The 20,353-nt window shown below is 75.2% G+C and carries 13 protein-coding genes; 3 read left to right on the forward strand and 10 right to left on the reverse strand.

Translation table 11 applies throughout. From position 1 onward, the window contains the following. Window positions 1–117: 117 nt before the first annotated feature. From ACFXGA_RS12375 to ACFXGA_RS12385, 3 genes are all read right to left on the reverse strand, one after another. Window positions 118–1,668, reverse strand: a complete 1,551-nt coding sequence (locus ACFXGA_RS12375; RefSeq protein ID WP_378087069.1) for a S8 family peptidase — start codon at window positions 1,666–1,668, stop codon at window positions 118–120. Between the two features lie 98 nt (window positions 1,669–1,766). Next, window positions 1,767–2,621: a TIGR03619 family F420-dependent LLM class oxidoreductase gene (locus ACFXGA_RS12380; RefSeq protein ID WP_378087071.1), complete on the reverse strand. Its 855-nt coding sequence runs from the start codon at window positions 2,619–2,621 to the stop codon at window positions 1,767–1,769. A 45-nt stretch (window positions 2,622–2,666) separates the two neighbouring features. Then, the gene (locus ACFXGA_RS12385) at window positions 2,667–6,011 is read right to left on the reverse strand and encodes a GH92 family glycosyl hydrolase (RefSeq protein WP_378087073.1); all 3,345 of its coding nucleotides are present in this window, start codon (window positions 6,009–6,011) and stop codon (window positions 2,667–2,669) included. A 787-nt stretch (window positions 6,012–6,798) separates the two neighbouring features. Here ACFXGA_RS12385 and ACFXGA_RS12390 point away from each other — a divergent pair. The 3 genes from ACFXGA_RS12390 (at window position 6,799) to ACFXGA_RS12400 (ending at window position 10,195) form a co-directional block, all read left to right on the forward strand. After that, entirely contained in the window at window positions 6,799–7,386 is a 588-nt protein-coding gene (locus ACFXGA_RS12390; protein WP_378087075.1) for a helix-turn-helix domain-containing protein, read from the forward strand. Beyond that, window positions 7,379–9,193: a S9 family peptidase gene (locus ACFXGA_RS12395; RefSeq protein ID WP_378087077.1), complete on the forward strand. Its 1,815-nt coding sequence runs from the start codon at window positions 7,379–7,381 to the stop codon at window positions 9,191–9,193. Before ACFXGA_RS12390 ends, ACFXGA_RS12395 begins: the two co-directional genes overlap by 8 nt. A 90-nt stretch (window positions 9,194–9,283) precedes the next feature. Next, window positions 9,284–10,195 (forward strand): GDSL-type esterase/lipase family protein, encoded by a 912-nt coding sequence (locus ACFXGA_RS12400; RefSeq protein WP_378087079.1) that lies wholly within the window; start codon window positions 9,284–9,286, stop codon window positions 10,193–10,195. A gap of 13 nt (window positions 10,196–10,208) precedes the next feature. Here ACFXGA_RS12400 and ACFXGA_RS12405 read toward each other — a convergent pair whose 3' ends face one another. The 7 genes from ACFXGA_RS12405 to ACFXGA_RS12435 all read right to left on the reverse strand — a co-directional run bounded on the left by ACFXGA_RS12405 (window position 10,209) and on the right by ACFXGA_RS12435 (window position 20,275). Continuing rightward, window positions 10,209–10,694 (reverse strand): DUF5980 family protein, encoded by a 486-nt coding sequence (locus ACFXGA_RS12405; protein WP_378087081.1) that lies wholly within the window; start codon window positions 10,692–10,694, stop codon window positions 10,209–10,211. 78 nt (window positions 10,695–10,772) lie between these two features. Continuing rightward, window positions 10,773–11,642, reverse strand: a complete 870-nt coding sequence (locus ACFXGA_RS12410) for a hypothetical protein (protein ID WP_378087083.1) — start codon at window positions 11,640–11,642, stop codon at window positions 10,773–10,775. 114 nt (window positions 11,643–11,756) lie between these two features. After that, window positions 11,757–13,349 carry a thiopeptide-type bacteriocin biosynthesis protein gene (locus tag ACFXGA_RS12415; protein ID WP_378087085.1) on the reverse strand — a complete coding sequence of 531 codons (1,593 nt, stop codon included), beginning with the start codon at window positions 13,347–13,349 and terminating at the stop codon, window positions 11,757–11,759. Beyond that, window positions 13,346–14,587, reverse strand: coding sequence for a hypothetical protein (locus ACFXGA_RS12420; RefSeq protein WP_378087086.1), 1,242 nt, complete (start codon window positions 14,585–14,587; stop codon window positions 13,346–13,348). The genes ACFXGA_RS12415 and ACFXGA_RS12420 overlap by 4 nt, the downstream gene beginning before the upstream one ends. After that, the gene (locus ACFXGA_RS12425; protein ID WP_378087088.1) at window positions 14,584–16,293 is read right to left on the reverse strand and encodes a TOMM precursor leader peptide-binding protein; all 1,710 of its coding nucleotides are present in this window, start codon (window positions 16,291–16,293) and stop codon (window positions 14,584–14,586) included. Before ACFXGA_RS12425 ends, ACFXGA_RS12420 begins: the two co-directional genes overlap by 4 nt. Further along, entirely contained in the window at window positions 16,290–17,843 is a 1,554-nt protein-coding gene (locus ACFXGA_RS12430) for a hypothetical protein (protein ID WP_378087090.1), read from the reverse strand. The genes ACFXGA_RS12425 and ACFXGA_RS12430 overlap by 4 nt, the downstream gene beginning before the upstream one ends. Then, on the reverse strand, window positions 17,840–20,275 hold the full coding sequence (locus ACFXGA_RS12435) for a lantibiotic dehydratase (protein WP_378087092.1): 2,436 nt from the start codon (window positions 20,273–20,275) through the stop codon (window positions 17,840–17,842). Before ACFXGA_RS12435 ends, ACFXGA_RS12430 begins: the two co-directional genes overlap by 4 nt. Window positions 20,276–20,353: the final 78 nt, after the last annotated feature.

Raw genomic sequence — 20,353 nt, forward strand, 5'->3', positions numbered from 1 at the left:
GCGGGGTCTGTGCGGGCGGGGGGGGCCGCGGGCCGGGGGGGCGCGGTCCGGGGGCGGGCGGCGGGCGGGGGGGGGGGGGGGGGGGGCGGGCCCCCCCCCCCCCCCCCCCGGACCGGCTCAGTCGAGGAAGTAGCCGAGGCTGCCCTCGGTGATCTGGCCCTCGCAGTTCGGGTCGAACGACTCCATGTGGTCGCCGTTGGCCCGCACCACGCACCGGTAGATCGGGTGGCTGCCCGCGACCGCGCCGTCGTGGGCGTAGCCGAGCAGGCCGACGCGGGTCCGGCCCTCGCAGTTGACGTCGTAGGACGTGAAGTTGTCCCAGCCCCCGGTCACGCAGCGGTACAGCGCGTGGGTGCCGGGCGCCTGGCTGGTCAGCAGCCGGCCCAGGGCGCTCTCGACCACGTAGCCGGACGGCGCGCCGGTGACCGACGTGAGGTGGTCGCGGCCGCCGAGGTAGCGGACCGCGGTGACGGTCGACGGGCCACCGGTCGTCGCGCCGGTGTAGAGCAGGCGGTTGGGCGAGCCCGCGCCCGGGTTGGTGATCTTGTTGGGCGTGGCGGCGTTGACCAGCACGGCCTGCACGGTCGCCGGCGCGTCACCGGGGTGGGTCGCCAGGTACAGCGCCGCCGCGCCCGCGACGTGCGGCGCGGCCATCGACGTGCCGCTGATGGTGTTGGTGGCGGCGTCGCCGGTGTGCCACGCCGACGTGATGTCCTGACCGGGCGCGAACAGGTCGCTGCACGTGCCGTAGTTGCTGAACGAGGCCCGCGCGTCGGTGATCGTGGAGGCGTTGACCGTGATCGCCTCGCCCACCAGCGCGGGGCTGAAGCCGCACGCGTCGGTGTTGGAGTTGCCCGCCGCCAGGGCGTAGGTGACGCCGGAGGCGATGGAGTTGCGCACGGCCGTCTCCAGCGGCGCGGTGGCCGCGGACGCGGGCGCGCCGAGGCTCATGTTCGCCACCGCCGGCTTCACGGCGTTCGCGGTCACCCACTCGACGCCGCTGATCACCTGGGCGAACGTGCCGGAGCCCGCGCAGTTGAGCACGCGGACGGCGACGAGCCGCACCTCCTTGGCCACGCCGTACTGGCTGCCGCCGACCGTGCCGGCCACGTGCGTGCCGTGGCCGTTGCAGTCGGTGTTGGTGCCGTCCACCGCGTCGTAGCCCCAGGACGCCCGGCCGCCGAACGTCGCGTGCGTGGTGCGGATGCCGGTGTCGAGGATGTACGCGCGCACGGTGGCCGCGGTCGTGTCGTAGCCGTAGGACGCGTTCAGCGGCAGGTCGCGCTGGTCGATCCGGTCCAGGCCCCACGACGGCGGGTTCGGCTGGGTGTCGACCGCCTGGACCAGGCCGTCCTGGCTGACCGACCGCACCGCCGGGTCGGCGGCGAGTCTCCTGGCCTCCTTCTCATCGGCGCGGACGGCGAAGCCGCGTAACGCGTGCCGCCACGTGGCCGTGACCGTGCCGCCGTGCTTCGCGGTGAGGTCGGCGGCCTGGACGGCCACGTCGTCCTTGAGCACCACCAGGTAGTGCCCCGGCACGGCCGTGCCGGGCGCGGCGAGCTTGACGTCGCCTTCGGCCGCGCCCGCCGGCGGCGTGCCGACCAGGAGGCCGGCGGTGAGCGCCAAGGCGCCCAACACCCCGTTCACCACAACGGTTGTGCGCTTCATCGAAACCTCCGCAGGGTTGAGATCCGACCACCGAGCGTGACACGCCGTGAGCGCTTCGCGACGAGGCCGGTGCGGGAGCCCGAAGGTCGCGCGGACCCCTACCCCAGCCCGAACCGCTCGGCGAACGCCGAGAGCTGGTCGCGCTGCTCGGCCGGGTCCGGGCTGGTGGCGCTCACCACGACCCGCGTCACGCCCTGCTCGGCGAGCCCCGCCACCTGGTCCGGGCCCAGGTCGATCGAGCCCCAGCGGGTGTGCTCCAGGGCGTCCGGGTCACGGCCGGCCTCGGCGGCGGTCGCCCGCGCGAGGTCCCACCGGGCCGCGCGCTCGTCGGGCGTCGGCATCCCGCCGGGGAAGTACCCGTCGCCACGGCGCCCGGCCCGGCGCGCGGCGGCCCGGCTCGACCCGCCGACGTGGATCGGCAGGCGCGCCACCCCGTGCGGCTTGGGGAAGCTGCACAGGTCCTCGAACGAGAAGAACTCGCCGTCGAAGCTCACGCCCTCCTCGCCGCCCTCCCACAGCAGCCGCAGCACGTCGATCGCCTCGTCGGCGCGGCGACCGCGGGTGGCGAAGTCCACCCCGACCGCGCTCGCCTCGCCCGGCAACGTGCCCAGCCCCACGGTCAGCAGCCGCATCCGGCCCTTCGACAGCACGTCGACCGTCGCCAGGCGTTTCGCCAGCACCACCGGGTGGTGGTAGGGCACCAGCAGCACGCCCGTGCCCAGCAGGATCCGCTCGGTCGCCGCGGCGATGAAGCTCAGGCAGTCCACGGGGTCCGCGTAGGGCAGGGCGGGCGGGATCGGGTGCGCGCCGACGGTCGCCCCCGGGTACACGGCGATGTGCTCGGGCAGGTAGACCGCCTCGAACCCGCACGCCTCCGCGTGCCGGGCGTAGGCCACCATCCGGTCGGGGTCCACGCCGAAGTGGGGCGTGCTGTAGCTGACGGCGAACTCCATGGACCCCGACCGTAGGTGGTGACGCGGACGTCAAGGCAAGGCGCGTCAGACCAGGGTGATCGCGTACACCTCCACCCTCGGGTCGTCGGGCAGGGTGATCGAGTGCACCGCCTTGGCCGGGTCGAGCGGCACGGAGACGCCGAACAGGCGCACCGGCGGGCCGTCCACGCCCTGACCGCGCTTGATGCGGTGCGGCATCTCCAGCAGCACCGTGCCGCCCGAACCCGCCCAGTCCCCCACCGCCACCGACGCCTCGGCGGTGCTGCCGTCGGCGTACCGGATCGTCACGCCGGCCGTCACCGGGCCGTTGTGCGACGCCGCCACGAGCCGCAGCGCGGCGTGCTGCCCGGCGGGCAGCAGCAGGGCCTGGCCGCGCGCCTCCACGAAGTTCGGCGCGGTCCCGGTCGCGTCCGGCGCCTGGTAGGTCACGCCGCCGAGCACCGCGGGACCCGCGGCGGGCAGCAGCGCGGCGTCGTAGCTCCAGCCCTGGCCGTCGAAGTCGCCCTGGTCGGACGCCGCGACCGTGGCCGTGCCGTCGTGGTTGTACTCGCCGGCGAGGTCCACGGCGCACTGCTCCCCGGCCACCGCGCACGTGGCCGCGCGCCGCAGCTCCACCACGGCCTCGCGCACGACGGTGTCGGGCCCGCTCACCGCGACCCGGACCGGGTAGCGGCCGATCGGCGTGCCGGCGGGCACGGTCACCACCACCTGTTCCGTGCGCTGGGTCGGCAACCGGCCGGAGTGGATCACGAAGTGCCGCGTCGTCGTGGCCGACCAGCCGGCCGGCGCGGTCGCCGACACGTCGACGGGCACCGCGCCCGGCGCCTGGGCGAGCACGTCCAGGGTCAGCGCCACGGTCTGCGGCGCGTCCGCCGTCGGCACGACCGCCGTGGACTGCCGCAACGACGCGTCGACGTGCCGCCGGGCGTCGGCCTGCGCGCGGTTGACCGACGGCGGCTCCGCGCCCGGCCCGGTGCCCCACGACGACGGCGTGGCGCCGAGTTCGTGCGCCAGCGTGCCGCCGCCGACGACGGTGTCCCAGTCCAGCCACGTCTTGCGCACGTCCCGGCCGTTGAACGCGACCCGCTGCACGTACCGGTTGGCGTCGCTCGCGCCGGGCGCGGTGATGGTCAGCGTGGCGCGTCCCGTCCGGACGGTCGCGCCGGGGAACTGCGGGCTGGACAGCGCCAGGAAGTCGCCGCCGCTCATGGTCGGGTACAGGCCGAGCGACGAGAACACGTACCAGGCCGACATCGTGCCCAGGTCGTCGTTGCCGGTCATGCCGTCCGGGCCGGTGGTGAACAACGTCATCGCCGCGCGCACCACGGTCGCCGTCTTCGCGGGCGTGCCCGTGGACAGGTAGAAGTACGGCGCGAGCAGGTCCGGTTCGTTGTTGGGGTTGTAGGTGGGCTTGCCGTAGTAGTCGTAGGGCTGGGTGATCCAGTCCTCGCGCACGGTGCGGGCCGGGTCGGCGAGCAGCTCGTCGTAGGCGAAGAACGCGTCCAGCCGCCGCTCGGCCGCCTGCCGCCCGCCCATCAGCCGCACCAGACCGTTCGGGTCCTGCGGCACCAACCACTGGTACTGGAACGCGCCGCCCTCGTGGAACTGGTGGCCCGCCGCCACCGGGTCGTACGGCGTCACCCACGTGCCGTCGACCGTGCGGGGGCGGAAGTGGCCGGTCGAGGCGTCCCACAGGTTGCGGTACCACTGCCCGCGTTCGGCGAACACGCGCGCGTCGTCACGCTTGCCCAGGCCCGCCGCCATGAGCGCGAGCGCCGCGTCCGCCGCCGCGTACTCCAGCGTCGCCGACGCCGGGTGCACGCAGTCGTTGTCGCCGCCCTTGTGCGCGCAGTCCACGCCCAGCTCCAAACCGGACGGGATGTAGCCGCGGTCGAGGTAGTGCTCCACACCGGACCGCCCGTTGTACGGCGAGTCCGCGGGAGGGACGGTGGTGGCGTTGCGCCTGAGCAGCTCGTACGCCTCCTCCTCGTGGCCCGCGAGCAGGCCCTTCGACCACGCCTCCACCAGGAACGGCGTCACCGGGTCGCCGGTCATGATGTTGGTCTCGCTGTTGGCCAGCGCCCAGCGCGGCAGCCACCCCCCGTCCCGGCCGCTCGCCACCACCGAGAGCGCCACGTCCCGCGCCACCTGCGGTTCCAGCAGTTCGAGGAGCTGGTTCTGCGGTCGGTAGGTGTCCCACAGCGACAGGTTCTGGTACGGCGTGAAGTCCCGCGCGGTGTGCGGGAGGCCGTCGAAGCCCAGGTAGCGGCCGTCCACGTCGCCGGCCAGGTTCGGGTGCAGCAGCGAGTGGTAGAGCGCGGTGTAGAACGCGGTCCGCCGTTCCGCCGTGCCGCCGTCGATCCGGACCGCGTTCAGCCGCTCCACCCACGCCTGGTGCGCCTTGGCGCGCGTGGCGTCGAAGTCGTAGGAGTCGCCGGTCTCCGCCGCGAGGTTCTTCCGCGCGCCCTCCGGGCCGGTGTAGGACAGGCCGACCTTGAGGACCACGTCCCGGTCGGCGGTCGCGTCGAAGGTCACCCACGCGCCGTTGCCGCCCTGGCCGGCCGCGTCCGGCACGCCCGGCGACCGCGTCGTGCCGCGCCACGTGCCGAAGGCGGAGAACGGGCGGTCGAACGTGGCGGTGAAGTACACGGTGTGCTCGTCGCGGCCGGCGCAGAACCGCCCCGCCCTGATCCGGCCCTCGACGGTCCGGTCGCCGACGACGTGCACCTCGGAGTCGAGCACCTGCTGGTTGGCCTTGCCGGTGTTGAACAGCACGTTCGCCTGCGCGCCGGCCGGGAACGCGTACCGCTGCCAGCCGGTCCTCGGGGTGGCGGTCAGCTCGGCGTTCACCCCGTAGCGGGACAGGCCGACGCGGTAGTAGCCGGGGCGGGCCTCCTCGTCGGCGTGCGAGTAGCGCGACCGGTAGCCGGCGGTGTCAACGTTGTCCACGGGGCCGGTCGTCGGCATCACCGGCAACTCCCCCGCCACGCCGCAGCCGACGCCGGACAGGTGCGTCTGGCTGAACCCGTGGATCTCCTGCTGCAGGTAGTCGTACCCGCCCTGGCCGCCCGTGTCGGGACTGACCTGCACCATGCCGAACGGCATGCTCGCACCGGGGAAGGTGTTGCCGAAGTTCTGAGTGCCGACGAAGGGGTTGACCAGCGTCGTCGGGTCCACCGGGTCGGGTGAGGCAGGTTCGGCGGCGGGTTTGGTGGCGGGTTTGGTGGCGGCGGGGTCGGCGGCGGCGGTAGCGGGGTCGGCGCTGGCGGTGGCGGGGTCGGCGGTAGCGGGGTCGGCGGTGGCGGTGGCGGGGTCGGCGGTGGCGGTGGGTGCGCTTGACAGGGCCAGGGCGGCGGCCAGCAGGAGCGTGGTGCCTCGGCGGAGCGGCATCGGCAGGGAGCCTCTCTGGGTGACAACGTTGTCAGGTGATCCGCGTGCCCGATCACCGCCTCGACTCTCGCGCACCGCTCCCCCGTTCGTCCAGCCCCGATTCGGTCAGGTGGCGCACGCCGTCCCCGGTCGACCGGCGGGCGGCTGCCTCCAGGGCCGCCACCAGGCGGCGGCCCGGGTAGTCGGACAACGCGGGGTGCCGGTACCGGTGGTAGCAGTTCCAGTAGCTCGCGGCCCGCTGCCGGGTCAGCTCGGTGAACGGCGCGTTCTCCCCGGCGAATGCCCCCGTAGATACCGAACCCGCCCGTCGTGGTGCCGGGTGTACAGCCAGTCCAGGACCGTCCGTTGCAGGGGTGACAACGCTTTATGGGAGCAGCAGGCCCGCGAGTCGGTCCGGGTTGCTGATCCGTGCCTCGACCATGGAGGGCGGATCAAAAGCGTCCTCGCCGGACGGGCAGATCAGCAGGATGACGGGGGTGGGTGGTGAAGCCCCGGTTGCGTCGTTGGTCGGGTTTCGTGTCATCCCGCCGACCTCCACAAGGGCTACCGCACGCGTCAAGGGGGCCGTTCCAGCGTCAGGTGCGGTAGGGCTGGGAGTGCCCCCTTGACACGCGCGGTAGGGCTGCGCCAGGTCGGCGGGATGACACGAAGCCCTCCTTTGGGGGAAGTGCGTGTTCGCGTGGCCGGTAGGGGTGGGAGGGATTGGTGCCGGAAGGGGCGGACAACGAGGGGTGTGGAGGTGTTGGAGAGGCTTGACCTGGTGGGATCGCAACAGTAGTTTCGAAACATGTCTTTCGACCGGCGCAAGCTCACCGATGCGCACGACCTCCGCGCGCTCAGCCACCCGCTCCGGGTGCGGCTGATGGAGCTGCTCGCCCGGGAAGGACAGCTCACCGCCACCGAGGCGGCGACCGAGTTGGGCACCACGCCGGCGAACTGCTCGTTCCACCTGCGCCTGCTGGCACGTCACGGCTTCGTGGAGGAGGCGGACGGCGGGGTCGGCCGGCAGCGGCCGTGGCGGTTGGTCGAGCAGGAGACGCAGATCGTCACGCGCGACCTCGACCCGGAGGGGCTGTCGGCGTTGCGGGCGCTGGACGAGTTGCGCTGGGTTCGCCGCCAGCACCGGCAGGCCGAGTGGTGGCGCACCAGGGACGAGTACCCGGAGCGGTGGCGGGGGGCCGCGTCCGAGTCGTTCGCCGTGCTGCACCTGACCGTCGACGAGGTGGTCGAGTTGCGGGACGCGTTGCAAGAGGTGATCAACCGCTACGTGGAGCGCGGTGCGCCGTCCCAGCGACGGGCCGGCACCGCGCCCATCGACATCGCGGTGTCCATGATGCCGCTCCGACGACCACACCCAGGGGGAGAAGATGACTGAGTACCGCGACTTCGCGGCCAGGCAGCGGTTCCGCTCGAACGTCGCGCTGTCGCCGGACGGCACGTTCGTGGCGTACGCGGCCAACACCGACGGGCCGCACAACCTGTACGTGGCGCCCGTGGCGGGAGGCCCGGCCCGCAAGCTGACCGACCACGCCGAACGCTCGGTGCGGCAGGTCGCGTGGTCGCCGGACGGCCGCCGGCTGCTCTACACCGCCGATTTCCAGGGCGACGAGCAGTTCCAGCTCTACCTGGTCGACGTCGACGGCGGCCCGGCCCGGCGGCTCACCCACGCGCCCGGACGCCAGCACGTGCTCGGCTCCTCCATCCACGGCTACGACGCGCCCTCGCCGTTCACGCCGGACGGCCGGAGCGTGGTCTACGCGGCCAACGACCGCGACCCGGCCGTGCAGGACGTGCTGGTGCAGGACCTCGACACCGGGGCGGTCCGGCGGGTCGAGTCGATCGAGGGCACGTTGCTGCACGCCGTCTCGGTGTCGCCGGACGGCCGCTGGCTGCTCACCTCGGGTTCGCACGGCAACAACGACTCCGACCTCGGTCTCGTGGACCTGCACGAGCCGGACGCGCCGCTGTGGGTCCTGACCGCGCACGAGGGCAAGCGGCTGCACGTCCCCGGCCCGTGGGCGGCCGACTCGTCCGGTTTCCTCCTGCTGCACGACACCGGCGGCGAATTCCTCGCGCTGGGGTCGTACTCCCTGGCCACCGGCGCGATCACGGACCTGGCGACGCCGCCGTGGGACGTCGAGCACGTGGCCGCCGGCGGCGGGGTGCGGGCCTGGACGGTGAACGAGGACGGCGTCTCACGGCTGTTCGTGCTGCGGGACGGGAAGCTGGTCACGTTGCCGGAGCTGCCGTCCGGGGTGATCGAGTCGCTGTCCGTCGTGGGCGACGTGGTGACGTTCCTGCTGGCGACCGGCGCGCGGCCGTTCGAGGTGGTCGCGCTGGACCTGGCCGCGAACGAGCTGCGCCACCTGACCTCCAGCGCGCCGTCGGTCCGGGCGGACTTCGTGGAACCCGAGCTGGTGCGCTACCCGACGCACGACGGCCTGGAGGTGCCCGCGTGGCTGTACCGGCCGCGCGGCGACGACGTCCGCGGCGTGGTGATCTCCATCCACGGCGGGCCGCAGGCCCAGGAACGGCCGCAGTACAACTACTCCGGGCTCTACCAGTACCTGGTCGCGCGGGGCATCGCGGTGCTCGCGCCGAACGTGCGCGGGTCCACCGGGTACGGCAAGACCTACGCGCAGCTCATCCTGCGCGACTTCGGCGGCGACGAGCTGGGCGACTTCGAGCACGCGGTGAAGTTCCTGCACGGCCTGGGCTGGGTGGACCCGGCGCGGATCGCGGTGTGGGGCGCGTCCTACGGCGGTTTCGCGACCCTGTCGTGCCTGTCCCGGATGCCGTCGCTGTGGGCCGCGGGCGTGTCGCTGGTGGGTCCGTCCAACCTGCTCACGATGGCGCGGTCGGTGCCGGAGACGTGGCGGGCCGAGATGGCCGACTGGGTCGGCGACCCCGACACCGAGCCCGACTTCCTGCTGGAACGCTCGCCGATCACCTACGCCGACGCCATCACCGCGCCGCTGTTCGTGATCCAGGGAGCCAACGACCCGCGGGTGGTGAAGGCGGAGAGCGACCAGATCGTAGCCGCCCTGCGCGGGCGCGGGGTGGAGGTGCGGTACGACGTCTACGCCGACGAGGGCCACGGTTTCACCAACCGGGCGAACGAGGTCAAGGCGATCGGCGACCTGGCGGACTTCCTGGTGTCCCACCTCGACGGCGCGGCCTGACCGACCCGTCGTCCACAGTGGACGCCCGGTGCGCACGGCCCGCGCCCGGTAGCGTGGACGGCCGGACGGGTCGCGCGGGAAGGGGTCGAGGTGCCGGGACTGCGGCGGACGGTGCTGGTCGGGGCGGTGGCGGTGGCGCTCGGGGCGTGCACCGCGCAGCCGGACGCGGCCCCGCCGCCGACGTCCTCCACGACGACCGCGGCGTCGACCGGCGGCACGCCGTCCGCCGAGCGGGTCCACGTGTCGTTGGGCGACTCCTACGCGACCGGCTACCGGCCGGTGGACGAGGGCGACGCGCGGGACGGCTTCGCCTACCTCGTCGCCGAGCGGTCGGGGTCGCGGCTGGTCAACGTGGCGTGCAGCGGGGCGACGTCCGCGCAGATGCGGTCCGAGCCCGGCTGCGCGCCGGCCAACCGCGGCCCCGGCGCGCCCGACCCGGCCGGCCGCACGCAGCTCGACGCGGCGGTGGCGGAGCTGCGGGCGAACCAGGGCCGGGTCGGCCTGGTGACGGTCCTGATCGGCGGCAATGACCTGGCGCCGTGCGCGCGGGCCCAGGACGCGCTGACGTGCGCGTCCCAGGCCGTCGAGCAGGTGCGGGCGAACCTGGCCGCCGTCCTGCCCGTCCTGCGCGAGGCCGCCGGTGACGCCCCGATCGTGGGCCTGACCTACCCGGACGTGTTCCTCGGCGCGTGGGTGTCCTCGGCGTTCCCGAACGGCCGGGACCTCGCCCGCCTGTCGGTGTCGTTGTTCCGGGACTTCTTCAACGCCGCGCTCAGGGCCGAGTACGAGGAGGTCGGGGCGACGTTCGTGGACGTCACCGCGGCGACCGGCGGCTACGGGCCGTTGACCGAGACCACCCAGGACCCGACCTACGGCCCGATCCCGACGCCGGTCGCGAAGGTCTGCGAGCTGACCTACTTCTGCCGGCTCGCCGACGTGCACCCCACCCCGGCGGGGCACGAGGCGATCGCCGAGGCGGTGCTGGCCGCGACCGGCGGCTGACCACCGCGCGGCGTCAGCCCCGGTCCTGCATGCACTCCAGCCAGGACGCGGTGCTGACGACGATCTCGACCGCGGCCGTGTCGGTCACCACCCCGTCCGACACCCAGATCAACGGGCGGTACACGCCCATCGGGACCGACGTCGGACCCTGCACGGAGATCCACCCGTTGACCATGACCCCGCCGTCGTCCGGGTCGGGGTGGTTGGAGCCGGGCGGGAGGTGGCTCTGCAGGGCCGTCCAGCCCGGCGGCAGGTCGCGCATTCCGAAGTCGAGGTCGGTCGACCACTGGCCGGTCACCGCGAAGATCAGGTAGGACCGGTGGACCCCGTCGCCGGAGTTGTGCAGCACGCACATCCGCTGCGGCAGGTCCCACTTCTCCAGTTGCCAGGTGCGCGCCGTCGCTCCCGCCGACGCGGAGGCCGACGAGCCGAGCAGGGGCAGCACCAACGCCGTGACCAGGGCGAGCACCGATCCGACGACCCGAGGAGTTGATCTCACTGAATCCTCCCGATCCGGTGGGGGCACCAACCCGGCCGAAACTACCGATCGGATCTCAGAGACCACTGAGACGCGGGCTCACCCCCGTCGAACGCCCAGCAGCGCGCGCAGTTGCGCGCCGACCCGCCGGCCCGCCAGCCGGACCGGGGCCACGACGGACGCGCGCACCCAGCGCGCCGGCGCCACGACCACGGCCCGCCACACCCTCCCGAGCAGCCGGCCGACCGGCGCCACCGCCACCCGCCAGAGCCAACGGACGGGCGTGACCACCACCGCCCGGAACGCCCGGGCCAGCAGCCGCCACGCCCAGGCCACGGCGTCCCCGATCACCCGACCGACTGCCCGCAGCGCCCGCCCCACCACACGGAACGCCCACCACAACGCCTCGCCGAACAGCCGCGCCAGCCACCACAACCCCGCGCCGAGCGCGCGCAAACCACGCACCACCACGTTGTGCCAGCACCACGCGAGCGGCCGCAGCAGCACGGCCCGCAGGAACCGACCGACCACCGCACCGGCCCGGCGCGACCACCGCCCGACCGGCCGCAGCAGCCGACGCAGACCCCGCCCCGCCGGCCTCAGCGCGAACCGCGCCACCGCCCGCAACGCGCGCCGCACGCCGTCGAACACCACGGCGACGCCGCGACCCACCCACCCGGCCAGCCACCGCACCGCCACCCGGAGCGGCCGCAGCACGAACCGGACCAGCACCCCGCCGCACCACCGCAGCCCGTGGCCGACCGGCGTGAACATCCGGTGCCACAGGAACCGGCACACCGCGCGCACGCCGTCCCACACCCACGCCAGCACCACGCCCAACGGGCGCAGCAGGAACCGCCGCACCGCCCGCCCGGCGACCTTGAGCCCCTCCCACGCCACCCGCACCGGCACCACGACCACCACGGCGACGGCCCGCGCCACCCACACCGCCCACCGCGGCGGCTGCACCTCGTTCACCCCACTTGAACGCGGCCCGGCGTCGATCGGTGCCGTTGACGCAGGTCACACCACACACCACCACCGGACGACCACGCTGCGGAACCGGGCACCGGCCCGGCGACCTCAGGCCGAACCGACCGGCAGCAGGTAGACCAAGGTGTCGTCCACGCCGTCCAACAGGAACACGTCGTGCGCCAGGTCGTCGTAGAACCCGCCGACCATTCCGAGCGACAGCGACACGCCCGCCGCGACCAGGGCCAGGTTCTGCGCCAGGTGACCGGCCTCGGCGAACCCCAGCCGCACCGCCCGCAACCCGTAGTCGCGGCGCAGGTCGCCGATCCGCACGTAGAGCCCGAGCAGCGCGGGTGTGGTCACGAGGTCCACGCCGCCGGTCAGCGCGGCCCGCGCCCCGAACCAGGACGAGGTCGCCGCCACGTCCGCGACGTCGGGCGCGGGCGCGACCGCGACCAGCCGCCGGTCGCGCTCGTCCACGTCGTACACGCCCGGCTCCAGGCCGTCGACCGCCCACGCCACCAACCGCAGCCGCGCCGTGTAGAGCGCGCCGGCGCTGGGGTACGGCCGCCGGCCGTCGGGCAACGCGCCGTGCGCGGTCCACAGCAGCGCCGCCAGCCGGGCCACGTCCAGCGGACCCCGCACCGCGTCCCCCCGGCCGGTGCGCCGGTCGCGCAACGCCGACCGCAGCGACGCCGGGGTCTCCGGCGGGTCGGGCAGCCGCACGGTCCGCTGCCACGGCCGCGGCTCGGGCAGCTCGCGCACGGTGCCCTTGCGGGGCACCTGTTCCTCGGCCTCCGGCCGGTACTTGCTCGCCTCCAGGTAGCGGCGGTCGGGCGCGTCGGCGCCGTCCGCGTGGAACGGCGTCAGGCCGGCCGGGCCGAGCGCGGTGGCGGCGACCAGCCAGCACAGCGTGCGCTCCTCGTCGGGCCCGATGCCCAACCGGTTGAGCAGCATGTGCAGCTGCGAGGCCCAGACGTCGCGCGGCAGGTCGGCCCGCACCTGCCGCGACCAGTACGCGACGGCCCCGGTCGGGGCGGAGGCCAGGCGGTCCCACCGGGCGCTCAACGTGGCCGCGCGGTCGGCGTGCAGGCGGTGCGCGGCCAGGTGGGAGGACATCGTGGGCGCGGTGGCGGGCTCGTGGTGCCGGCGCCAGGACGCGGCCAGGGTGCGCAGCCAGGACGCCGCCGCCGGGCGGTCCAGGCCGAGCGCGGAGGTCGTGGCCATCACCAGCTCCACCGCGGCGCTGAGCTTGGCCCGGGGTGTGCGGGCCGCGCGCAGCACGGCCACCGCGACGTCGGTGCTGCGGCAGAACACCTCCTCGGCGACCGGCAACGCGTCCGGTCCGCCGTAGCGCTCCACCTCCGGCACGTAGGGCACTTCGCGCACGTCGCCGTGGGGCAGCCAGTCGCCGTCCGTGCCGAGCGCGGCGTAGAAGCCGTCCGGGTCGAGCGGGGTCTCGGGGTGCCCGGCCGCCGCGACCGCGTGCCGCACCTGGTCGGCGATCTCCTCGACGTGCCCCTCCGCGTCACGCAGCCGCACGCGCAGGTGCGGCCCGGTCTCCCAGTAGCGGATGAAGAACCAGTCGGCGATGCGGCCCGCGGTCCGGTGGTCGGCCAGCAGGGGCGCGAGGACGTCGGCGACGAATGCGTCTACGTGCTCGGTCCGCCACGACAGCCGCACGTGCAGCCCGGTCCAGGTCACGGTCGCGCCTCCAGCGGGGTGAGGTCGTAGGTGAAGCCGGTGGCCCGCGGCCGGCCCGCCACGAGCAGGTAGAGCAGCGTGTGCCCGGCCGGCGCGCCGGCCAGCGCCTCCAGGTGCTCGTCGTGCAGGCTGCGCAGCGGGCGGCAGAACAGACCCGCGCCGGCCGCCGCCTCGCCGACCCGCTGGGCGACCGCGCCGGCGGCCCGCAGCAGGGCGCGGTACCCGTCGGGTCCCGCCTCGGCGACCGCCGCGGCCGGGTCGCCGGTGAGCACCAGCGCGAGGTTCGCGCTGCCCACGTCCAGGACGCTCGGCGGGTGCCGGAAGGTGTCGGCGATCCGCGCCATCACGGGACTCGCGCCGGCGTCGCCGTGCCACCCGTCGGGCACGCCCTCGACGTTGTGGACCGCCAACCGGTGCCGCAGGTGCCGCAGGCGGGGAACGGCCGCCACGACCGCGTGCAGGGCCGAGGCGGGCAACGGCCTGGGGTCCGCCGAGAAGCCGCGCGGGCCGTACCCGGAACTGCGCGCAGAGGTGTGCGGAGCCGGGCGACCGGTCTCGCGGTGCGACGACACCACCAGGCCGTCGCCGTTGATCCCCGCGCGCAGGCCGAGCCTTCGCGCGTGGTCCTCCAACGCCGCCGAGAGGTGGCCGGCTTCCAGTTCCACCAGCACGTCCGCGAACTCGCCGTACCCGGCCGAGAACCGCTCCGGCCGGCGCACGAGGTCCAGCCGGACGCTCGTGCCCAACCGTTCGGGCACACCGCCGACGAGCGCCCGCCGCACCGGGTCCAGCGGCCACGACCGGCCGTCCGCGACCAGCGCCACGTCCACCGCGAACGTGGACCGGGCGGACGGGTAGGCGCGGTGGTCGTTGTACGGGTTCCACGGCTCCCACCGCTGGGGCGTGGCGACGTCGACGAGCAGGTGCGCCAGCGCCGCCCCGAACGCGCCGTGGCGGGCCAGCTCGCCCAGCGCCACGCCGGGCCCGAACGGCCGCGGCTCCGGTGTGGGACCGTCGGTGACGAGTCGGCCGGGACCGTGCCGGTAGGCGGCGGCGAGCGCATCGGCGGCGGTCGACCCGGCACCGGCCGCGACGGCAGGCGCGGCGGCGGTCGGCTCGTCGGCGGCGGTCGGCTCGTCGGCGGCGGTCGGCCCCTCGGCACCGGCGGCGGTCGGCCCCTCGGCGGTGGGCAGGTCGGCGGTGGGCGGCCCCTCCGCGGGCGTGTCGGCGGTGGTCACGGGAACGGGTGGGGCAGCAGGGGTCCGGTCGGGCGCAACCGCGGGATGCCGTGGGTGCGGCGGTCGCGTTCCCCGAACGTCATCGGGATCGTGCCGGGCACGACGACCTTGGCCGTGTGCAGGCCGAGGCGGTCGCGCACGACGGGGTCGGTCAGGTCCACCGCGATCACCTCCAGGTCCAGCGCGGCCCACGCGGTCACGTAGTGCTCCAGCACCGCGTCCAGGTCGTCCGACGGCACCTCCGGCCCGCGCATCTCGACCGGGTCGCCCGGCCGCAGGAAGTCGTACCGCCCGACCGCCTCCGGCAGGCCGTTGACCGTGACGTGGTCCTCCATCGTCCGGACCAGGTCCGGTTCGCGCAGCATCCGCAGCAGCCGTTCCCGGTCGTACTCCCCCGGGTCGGCGTGGGCGCGCTGGGCCGCGGACTCGACGTCCACCGCCACCTCCACCACCGCCGACCGCAACGCGCCCTGAGGGTCGAGCCCCGCACCGGCCGCGAAGAACGCCCGCGGCGCGGCCGGGTCGTCGCCGGTGTACCGGGCGAGCGTCAGCACCGTGGGCACGGCGAGGTCGTTGGTCGCGTCGTAGCACTCCAGCCGATAGCCGAGCTGTGCCAGCCGATCGGCCAGGTGCAGCGCGAGCCCGTCGCGCGCCACGACGGTGGGCAGCGGCGTGCGCTGGTACCACGCCATGAGGAACGCGTCCCGCTCCGCGACCTCGAACAGCCCGTACAGCACGGCCTCCGTGAGGCTGTTGCCCGCACCGCACCCGTTGGACGTCTCGTTGACGAACCGCGGTCCGGGCGTGCCGCCCCAGTACACGACGTGCTCCGGCACCGCCACGGTGGTCCCGCGCGAGTACGACCAGCCGTGCACCCAGCGCGTGCGGACGTCCGGCGCGTAGGGCACGACGTGCGGCGACGGCAGGTCCGGCAGCCCGAGGCGCGTCGGCTCGACCGCGCGTTCCGGGCCGAGGTCGGCGAAGGACGCCTCCAGCACGGTGGTCACCCGCCGGGGCCGCAGCCCGGCCAGCCGCTCCACCGCCTCGAACAACGCCACCCGTTCCGACTCGGCGAACGTGCCGGTCCGGCCGAACCCGGCCTGCGTGCCCGCCCCGTCGGTCACGATCCGCGCGCTCACCGCGGGCAACGGCAGGTCACCGTAGTGGGACAGCCGGTCGACCGGCCCGTGCCGCTGGTCGAACAACGCGTCACGCACCGCGTCCCCGGCCGTCAACGGGTTCGGCCCGCGCGCCGTCCCCGGCGACACGGGCGCCGGCTCCCGCGCCACGACCGCCGCGTCGGCGCTGTCGTCGGGCAGCGGCCCGCACACCGGACACCCCTCCGGGCGCGGCCGCACCCGGTGCTCGGCCACGGTGCCGAGGTCCGCGCGGACCGACAGCACCCGGTCGCGGTACGCCTCCGGGTCGGCCAACACCATCCGCGTCACGGCGTCCACCAACGGCCCGTGCGCCGGCGACGGCACGCCACCCACCCGCGTGCCCTCCGCACGACGCGGCACGGCGGTGCCCTGCGCGGCCAGTCGCACGTCCTCTGCGCACACCAGGCACACCCCCGGCCCGCCACCGACGACCGGCCCGATCAACGCCACCGGGCCGTCGTACCGGACGGGCAGCACCGCCTCCGCGCCCGCGCCGACCCGCGCGAGGTCACCGAGCGCGTACGCCGTCAGCTCCACCACGCTCACCGGCCCACCTCCGGCACCGCGAACCCGACCAGCCCCGCCGCGTGCAGCACCGGCCCCAACGCCACCCGCTTGACCTCGGCCACGCCCGCCAGCTCCCGCAACCGCGCCTGCAACCCCTCCTCCGCCTCACGCACCCCGTACGGCCAGTACCAGGCGCGGTCGGTCCACGGCACGTCGGCGACGGTCGGCTCCTCCACCGGGAACGCGCCGCACAGCAGCACCGGCTCCCCCACCCCCGCCTGCGCCCGGCCGGCCGCCGCCAGGGCCGCGAACGCCACCGCGTCCGCGGCGCTCGCCTCGACGGCCCACGACAGCTCCTCGCCACCCGAGCGCACGACGGCCCGCACCACCCCGTCGCCGAGCCGGGTCACCTCGACCTCGGCGGGCAGCGCGAACCGCAGCACCACCGCCTTCCACCACCGCCGGGCCGTCGGGTCCGACTCCCACTCCCCCGGCTCGACCGGCGTGCCCGGCAGCACCCGCACGGCGGTGCGCAACGCCAAGCCCAACGCGTGCACGGCGTCCGCGCCCACCACCGCGGTGTCGGGCGCGAGCCGGTGCGCGGCGCGGACCACGGCGTCCAGCCGGGCCGAGTCCCTGGTGGTGCCGTACCCGACCGCGTCGCCGGACGCGGCCAGCTTCACCGGCACCTGCGGCAGGTCGCCGGTCTCCGGCGCGGGCACGGGTCCGAGTTCGGGGTCGCCCAGCACGTCGGCGGTCCGCCCGCCCGGCGGCGCGGGGCGCACGGCCGACAGCCACGGGTGGTACTCCGCGCGCAGCGGGTCCAGCCGCGCGACCAGCACCGGCTGGTGCGGCGGCCCGGCCGGCGGCGTGTCGTGCCACAGGTCCGCCACCTCGTGCGCCGGGTCGGGCAGCCCGGCGACCGCGCACACCAACCGGTGCGCCGCGGCCGAGCCGACCAGCGCCGCCAGCACCTCCGGCGGCTCGCCCGCCTGCCCGTCGAGGCGACGGGCCACCGCCTCGGCGTCGGCGAGCACGTCGCCCCGCGCCCCGGGCGCGACCACGAACCCCACGTCCGCGGCGCACCCGGCGGCGACCACGTGACCGCCGGACACCAGCACCAGGCCCGGCCCCGGCTCGACCGGCCCCACCGCCAACCCGGTGGCCGTCAACGCCCGGTGCGCGGCGGCGGCCACGGCCCCGGAGCCGACCACCGCCACCGCGTCCGCGCGCATCAGCTCCCACGCCCGCGCGGGCCGGGGCGCGACCGACTCCAGCCACCGCGCGACGTGCCCGGGCGGCCCCTGCGCGTCCCACGACGCGGGCACCCGCACCAGCAGGTCGTGCTCGTGCAGCTGGTCGATGACCAGCCGCAACGCCGCCGCCACCGCGGGCGGCGCCTGGTCGGGCACGGCCAACTGCTCCGGCGGCACGCCGGCGGTCAGCGGTCCGGCCAGTCGCTGCCACACCGTCCACAGCCCCTTGCCGCCGGCCACGCTGAAGCTCGCCGACCAGCCCCGCACGTGCAGGCCGGTGTCGGTCGGGCTCGCGTGGACGATCGGGCGCAGCCGCAGCAGCTCGTCACTCACTCGATCCCCCAATAGGTCTCCGCGACCACTTCGAGCACCCGCCCACCGGGCGACTGGACGCCCGGCACCGGCACCGCGTCGGTGAACCGGACGCCCGCCGGGAACCGGGACAGCAGCCGGGGCAGCGCGCGCAGGTGCAGGGCGTTGCCGAAGTCCACGTACTGCGACTTGGCCGGGAGCAGCCGTTGCGCCACGTCGGCGGACGGCGGCGCGGAGGCCGCGCCGACGAACACGTGCTCCGGCAGCCCGTGCCGGGCGCGCAACCGGACCACCTCCGCCGCGACCGGGTCCTCGGCCAGGTCCGGCGTGACGGCGAACTCCCACGCGCGGCGGGCCAGCACCACGTCGCGGTAGCGCAGCTCGCCGCTCACCACCGCCTCGCCGTCGCGCTCGCCCGACCGCAGCGCCCGCAGGTCCACCCCGCCGCAGGCGAGGTCGGAGTACAGCGGGACGTGCCGGTCGGGCAGCACCAGCGGCACCAGGAAACCCGGGTAGACCACGTCCAGCGGCTCGTCGCCGTGCAGCACCCTGACCTCGTCGGTGCGCGGGTCGTGCCGGACCCGGAGTTCGTCCACGGGCAGGTCGGCCCAGCGGGGGTCGTCGCCGATCTCGCGTGAGGCCAGGAGCGGGTGCAGGTTGGCGTTGAACCCGTGCACCGGCCGGAACTGCGCGAACCGGTCCCCGAGCGAGCGCCGCAGCCGGGCGGCCACCGCGTCCGCCGCGCCGGGGAACCGCCGCAGGAACCGGCTGGTGAACCGGCCGAACCCGGCGTAGACGTGGTTCACCACGAGCCGCCCGTCCCGCGTCGGTTGGACGAAGAACGCGTAGGAACCGGGACGGCGCAGCCAACCCGGCAGGTGTCGGGCGGCCTCGCGCACCACGTCGTCGGACACCGCGCCGTCCGCGCGCACCGCCGCGGCGAGCTTCGCCCGGGACTCCAGCAGGGCGACGATCCCGGGGTCCGTGGCCGTCTCCTCGTCCTGCCAGACGCCGGACAGGAACGCCGCGCACTCCGCCAACGACGCCGTGCCGCCGACGCCGACCGCGTCGACGAACCGGTTGCGCACCAGCCGCCGCGCCAAGACCTGCCGGTCGAACAGGACGAGCAGCGGGGTGAGGCGGGTGAGGGTGTCGGTGCCCGTGGCGGGCACCCGCACCGGGTGCGGCAGGACGACGTCCTCCAGCACCGGCGCGATGCCGGACAGGTCGACGCCGACGTGGTCGCCGAGGTCGCGCCACCCCCGGGCGAGTTCGGCGGTGGCGGCGGCGCGGGCGGGCGGGTCGGCGGTGGCGAAGGCGGCCGTCGTCCCGATCAGCCGTTCCAGGCGGTCGGCGGGCTCGTGCGCGCCGATCCCGCGCAGCCACGCGACGGTCGCCGCGGGCGCGTCCGGGTCCTGCGGGTGCACCGGATCGACCGGCACCAGCAGACCGAGGTCGAGCACGCGGTCGACGTAGGCGCGGGCGGCGGAGTCCGGGTCCGGCGTGGTGAGCCTGGCCGCCAGCGCTTCGACCAGCGCGGCGGGCGTGACGCCGTCCGGGCCGGCCTCGCGGACGTGCGCGACCACGAACCGCAGCGGACCGGTGGCCGCGACGTCCACTTCCTCCTCGCGGGTGAGGTCGATCCGTGACGGAGGGGCGTCGGGCCTGGGGACGACCGGGATGTCGCGGGAGAACCGCAGCCGGCCGTCGTGGTCGCGCAGGCCGGGCGCGAGCCGGTGCGGCCGGTCGCGGAACGCGCCCACCAACCGCGCCAGCAACAGCCGGTTCACCTCCGTGTGCGCCACCGGTTCCGCTTCGGGCCACGGCTCGTCACCCCACGAACCCCAACCCACATGCGTGTACCACGACAACGGACTCGTCTTCGACGTGGCCCGCAACGCGTACCGCAGCACCGTCGCCTCCACCTTGCGCGCCCGACGATCCGGCACACCACCCGCCACCGCCGTCCGCCCCAGCCCGTGCAACAGATCGACACCGGTCACCACCCCGGCCAACCGCACCGACTCCTCGCCGCACAACCGCGCCAACACCACGCGCTCGGCCGCCAACGCGCCCGGCCACGCCACCGCCACCGCCCCGATCGCCACGTCCAGCGCCGCACGTTCGGCCAACCACCGCGCCAGCAGCGGCACCCGCACCGGCAGGTCACCCAACCCCGCCACCAACGCCGGACGCGGCGAACGACCGTTGTGCACATCCCGCCGCAACGGCAACACCACCCGACGGTGGAACTCCGCCGAATGACCACCCGCACTGTCGTGCAACGCCTCCGCCACCCGCCCCGCCAACCCCAGAACACGCGACTCCGCGGCGACCGCGGCCGCCATCGCCGCCCGAAAAGCCGCCGCACCCGCCGGCGACTCGGGATACGGCAGCGCCGCCACCCGCACCAACGCATAGGGTGCCAACTCGGTGGCGAGGACTTCGGCCATTCGCGCTCCCTCCCGCAGCCGGATCGGGGACGCCGCGAGCGACGCCCCCGATCCGTGACACCGCCGCGTCACCGCGAC

It is taken from the genome of Actinosynnema sp. NPDC059335, from assembly GCF_042752395.1.
GTDB lineage: Bacteria > Actinomycetota > Actinomycetes > Mycobacteriales > Pseudonocardiaceae > Actinosynnema.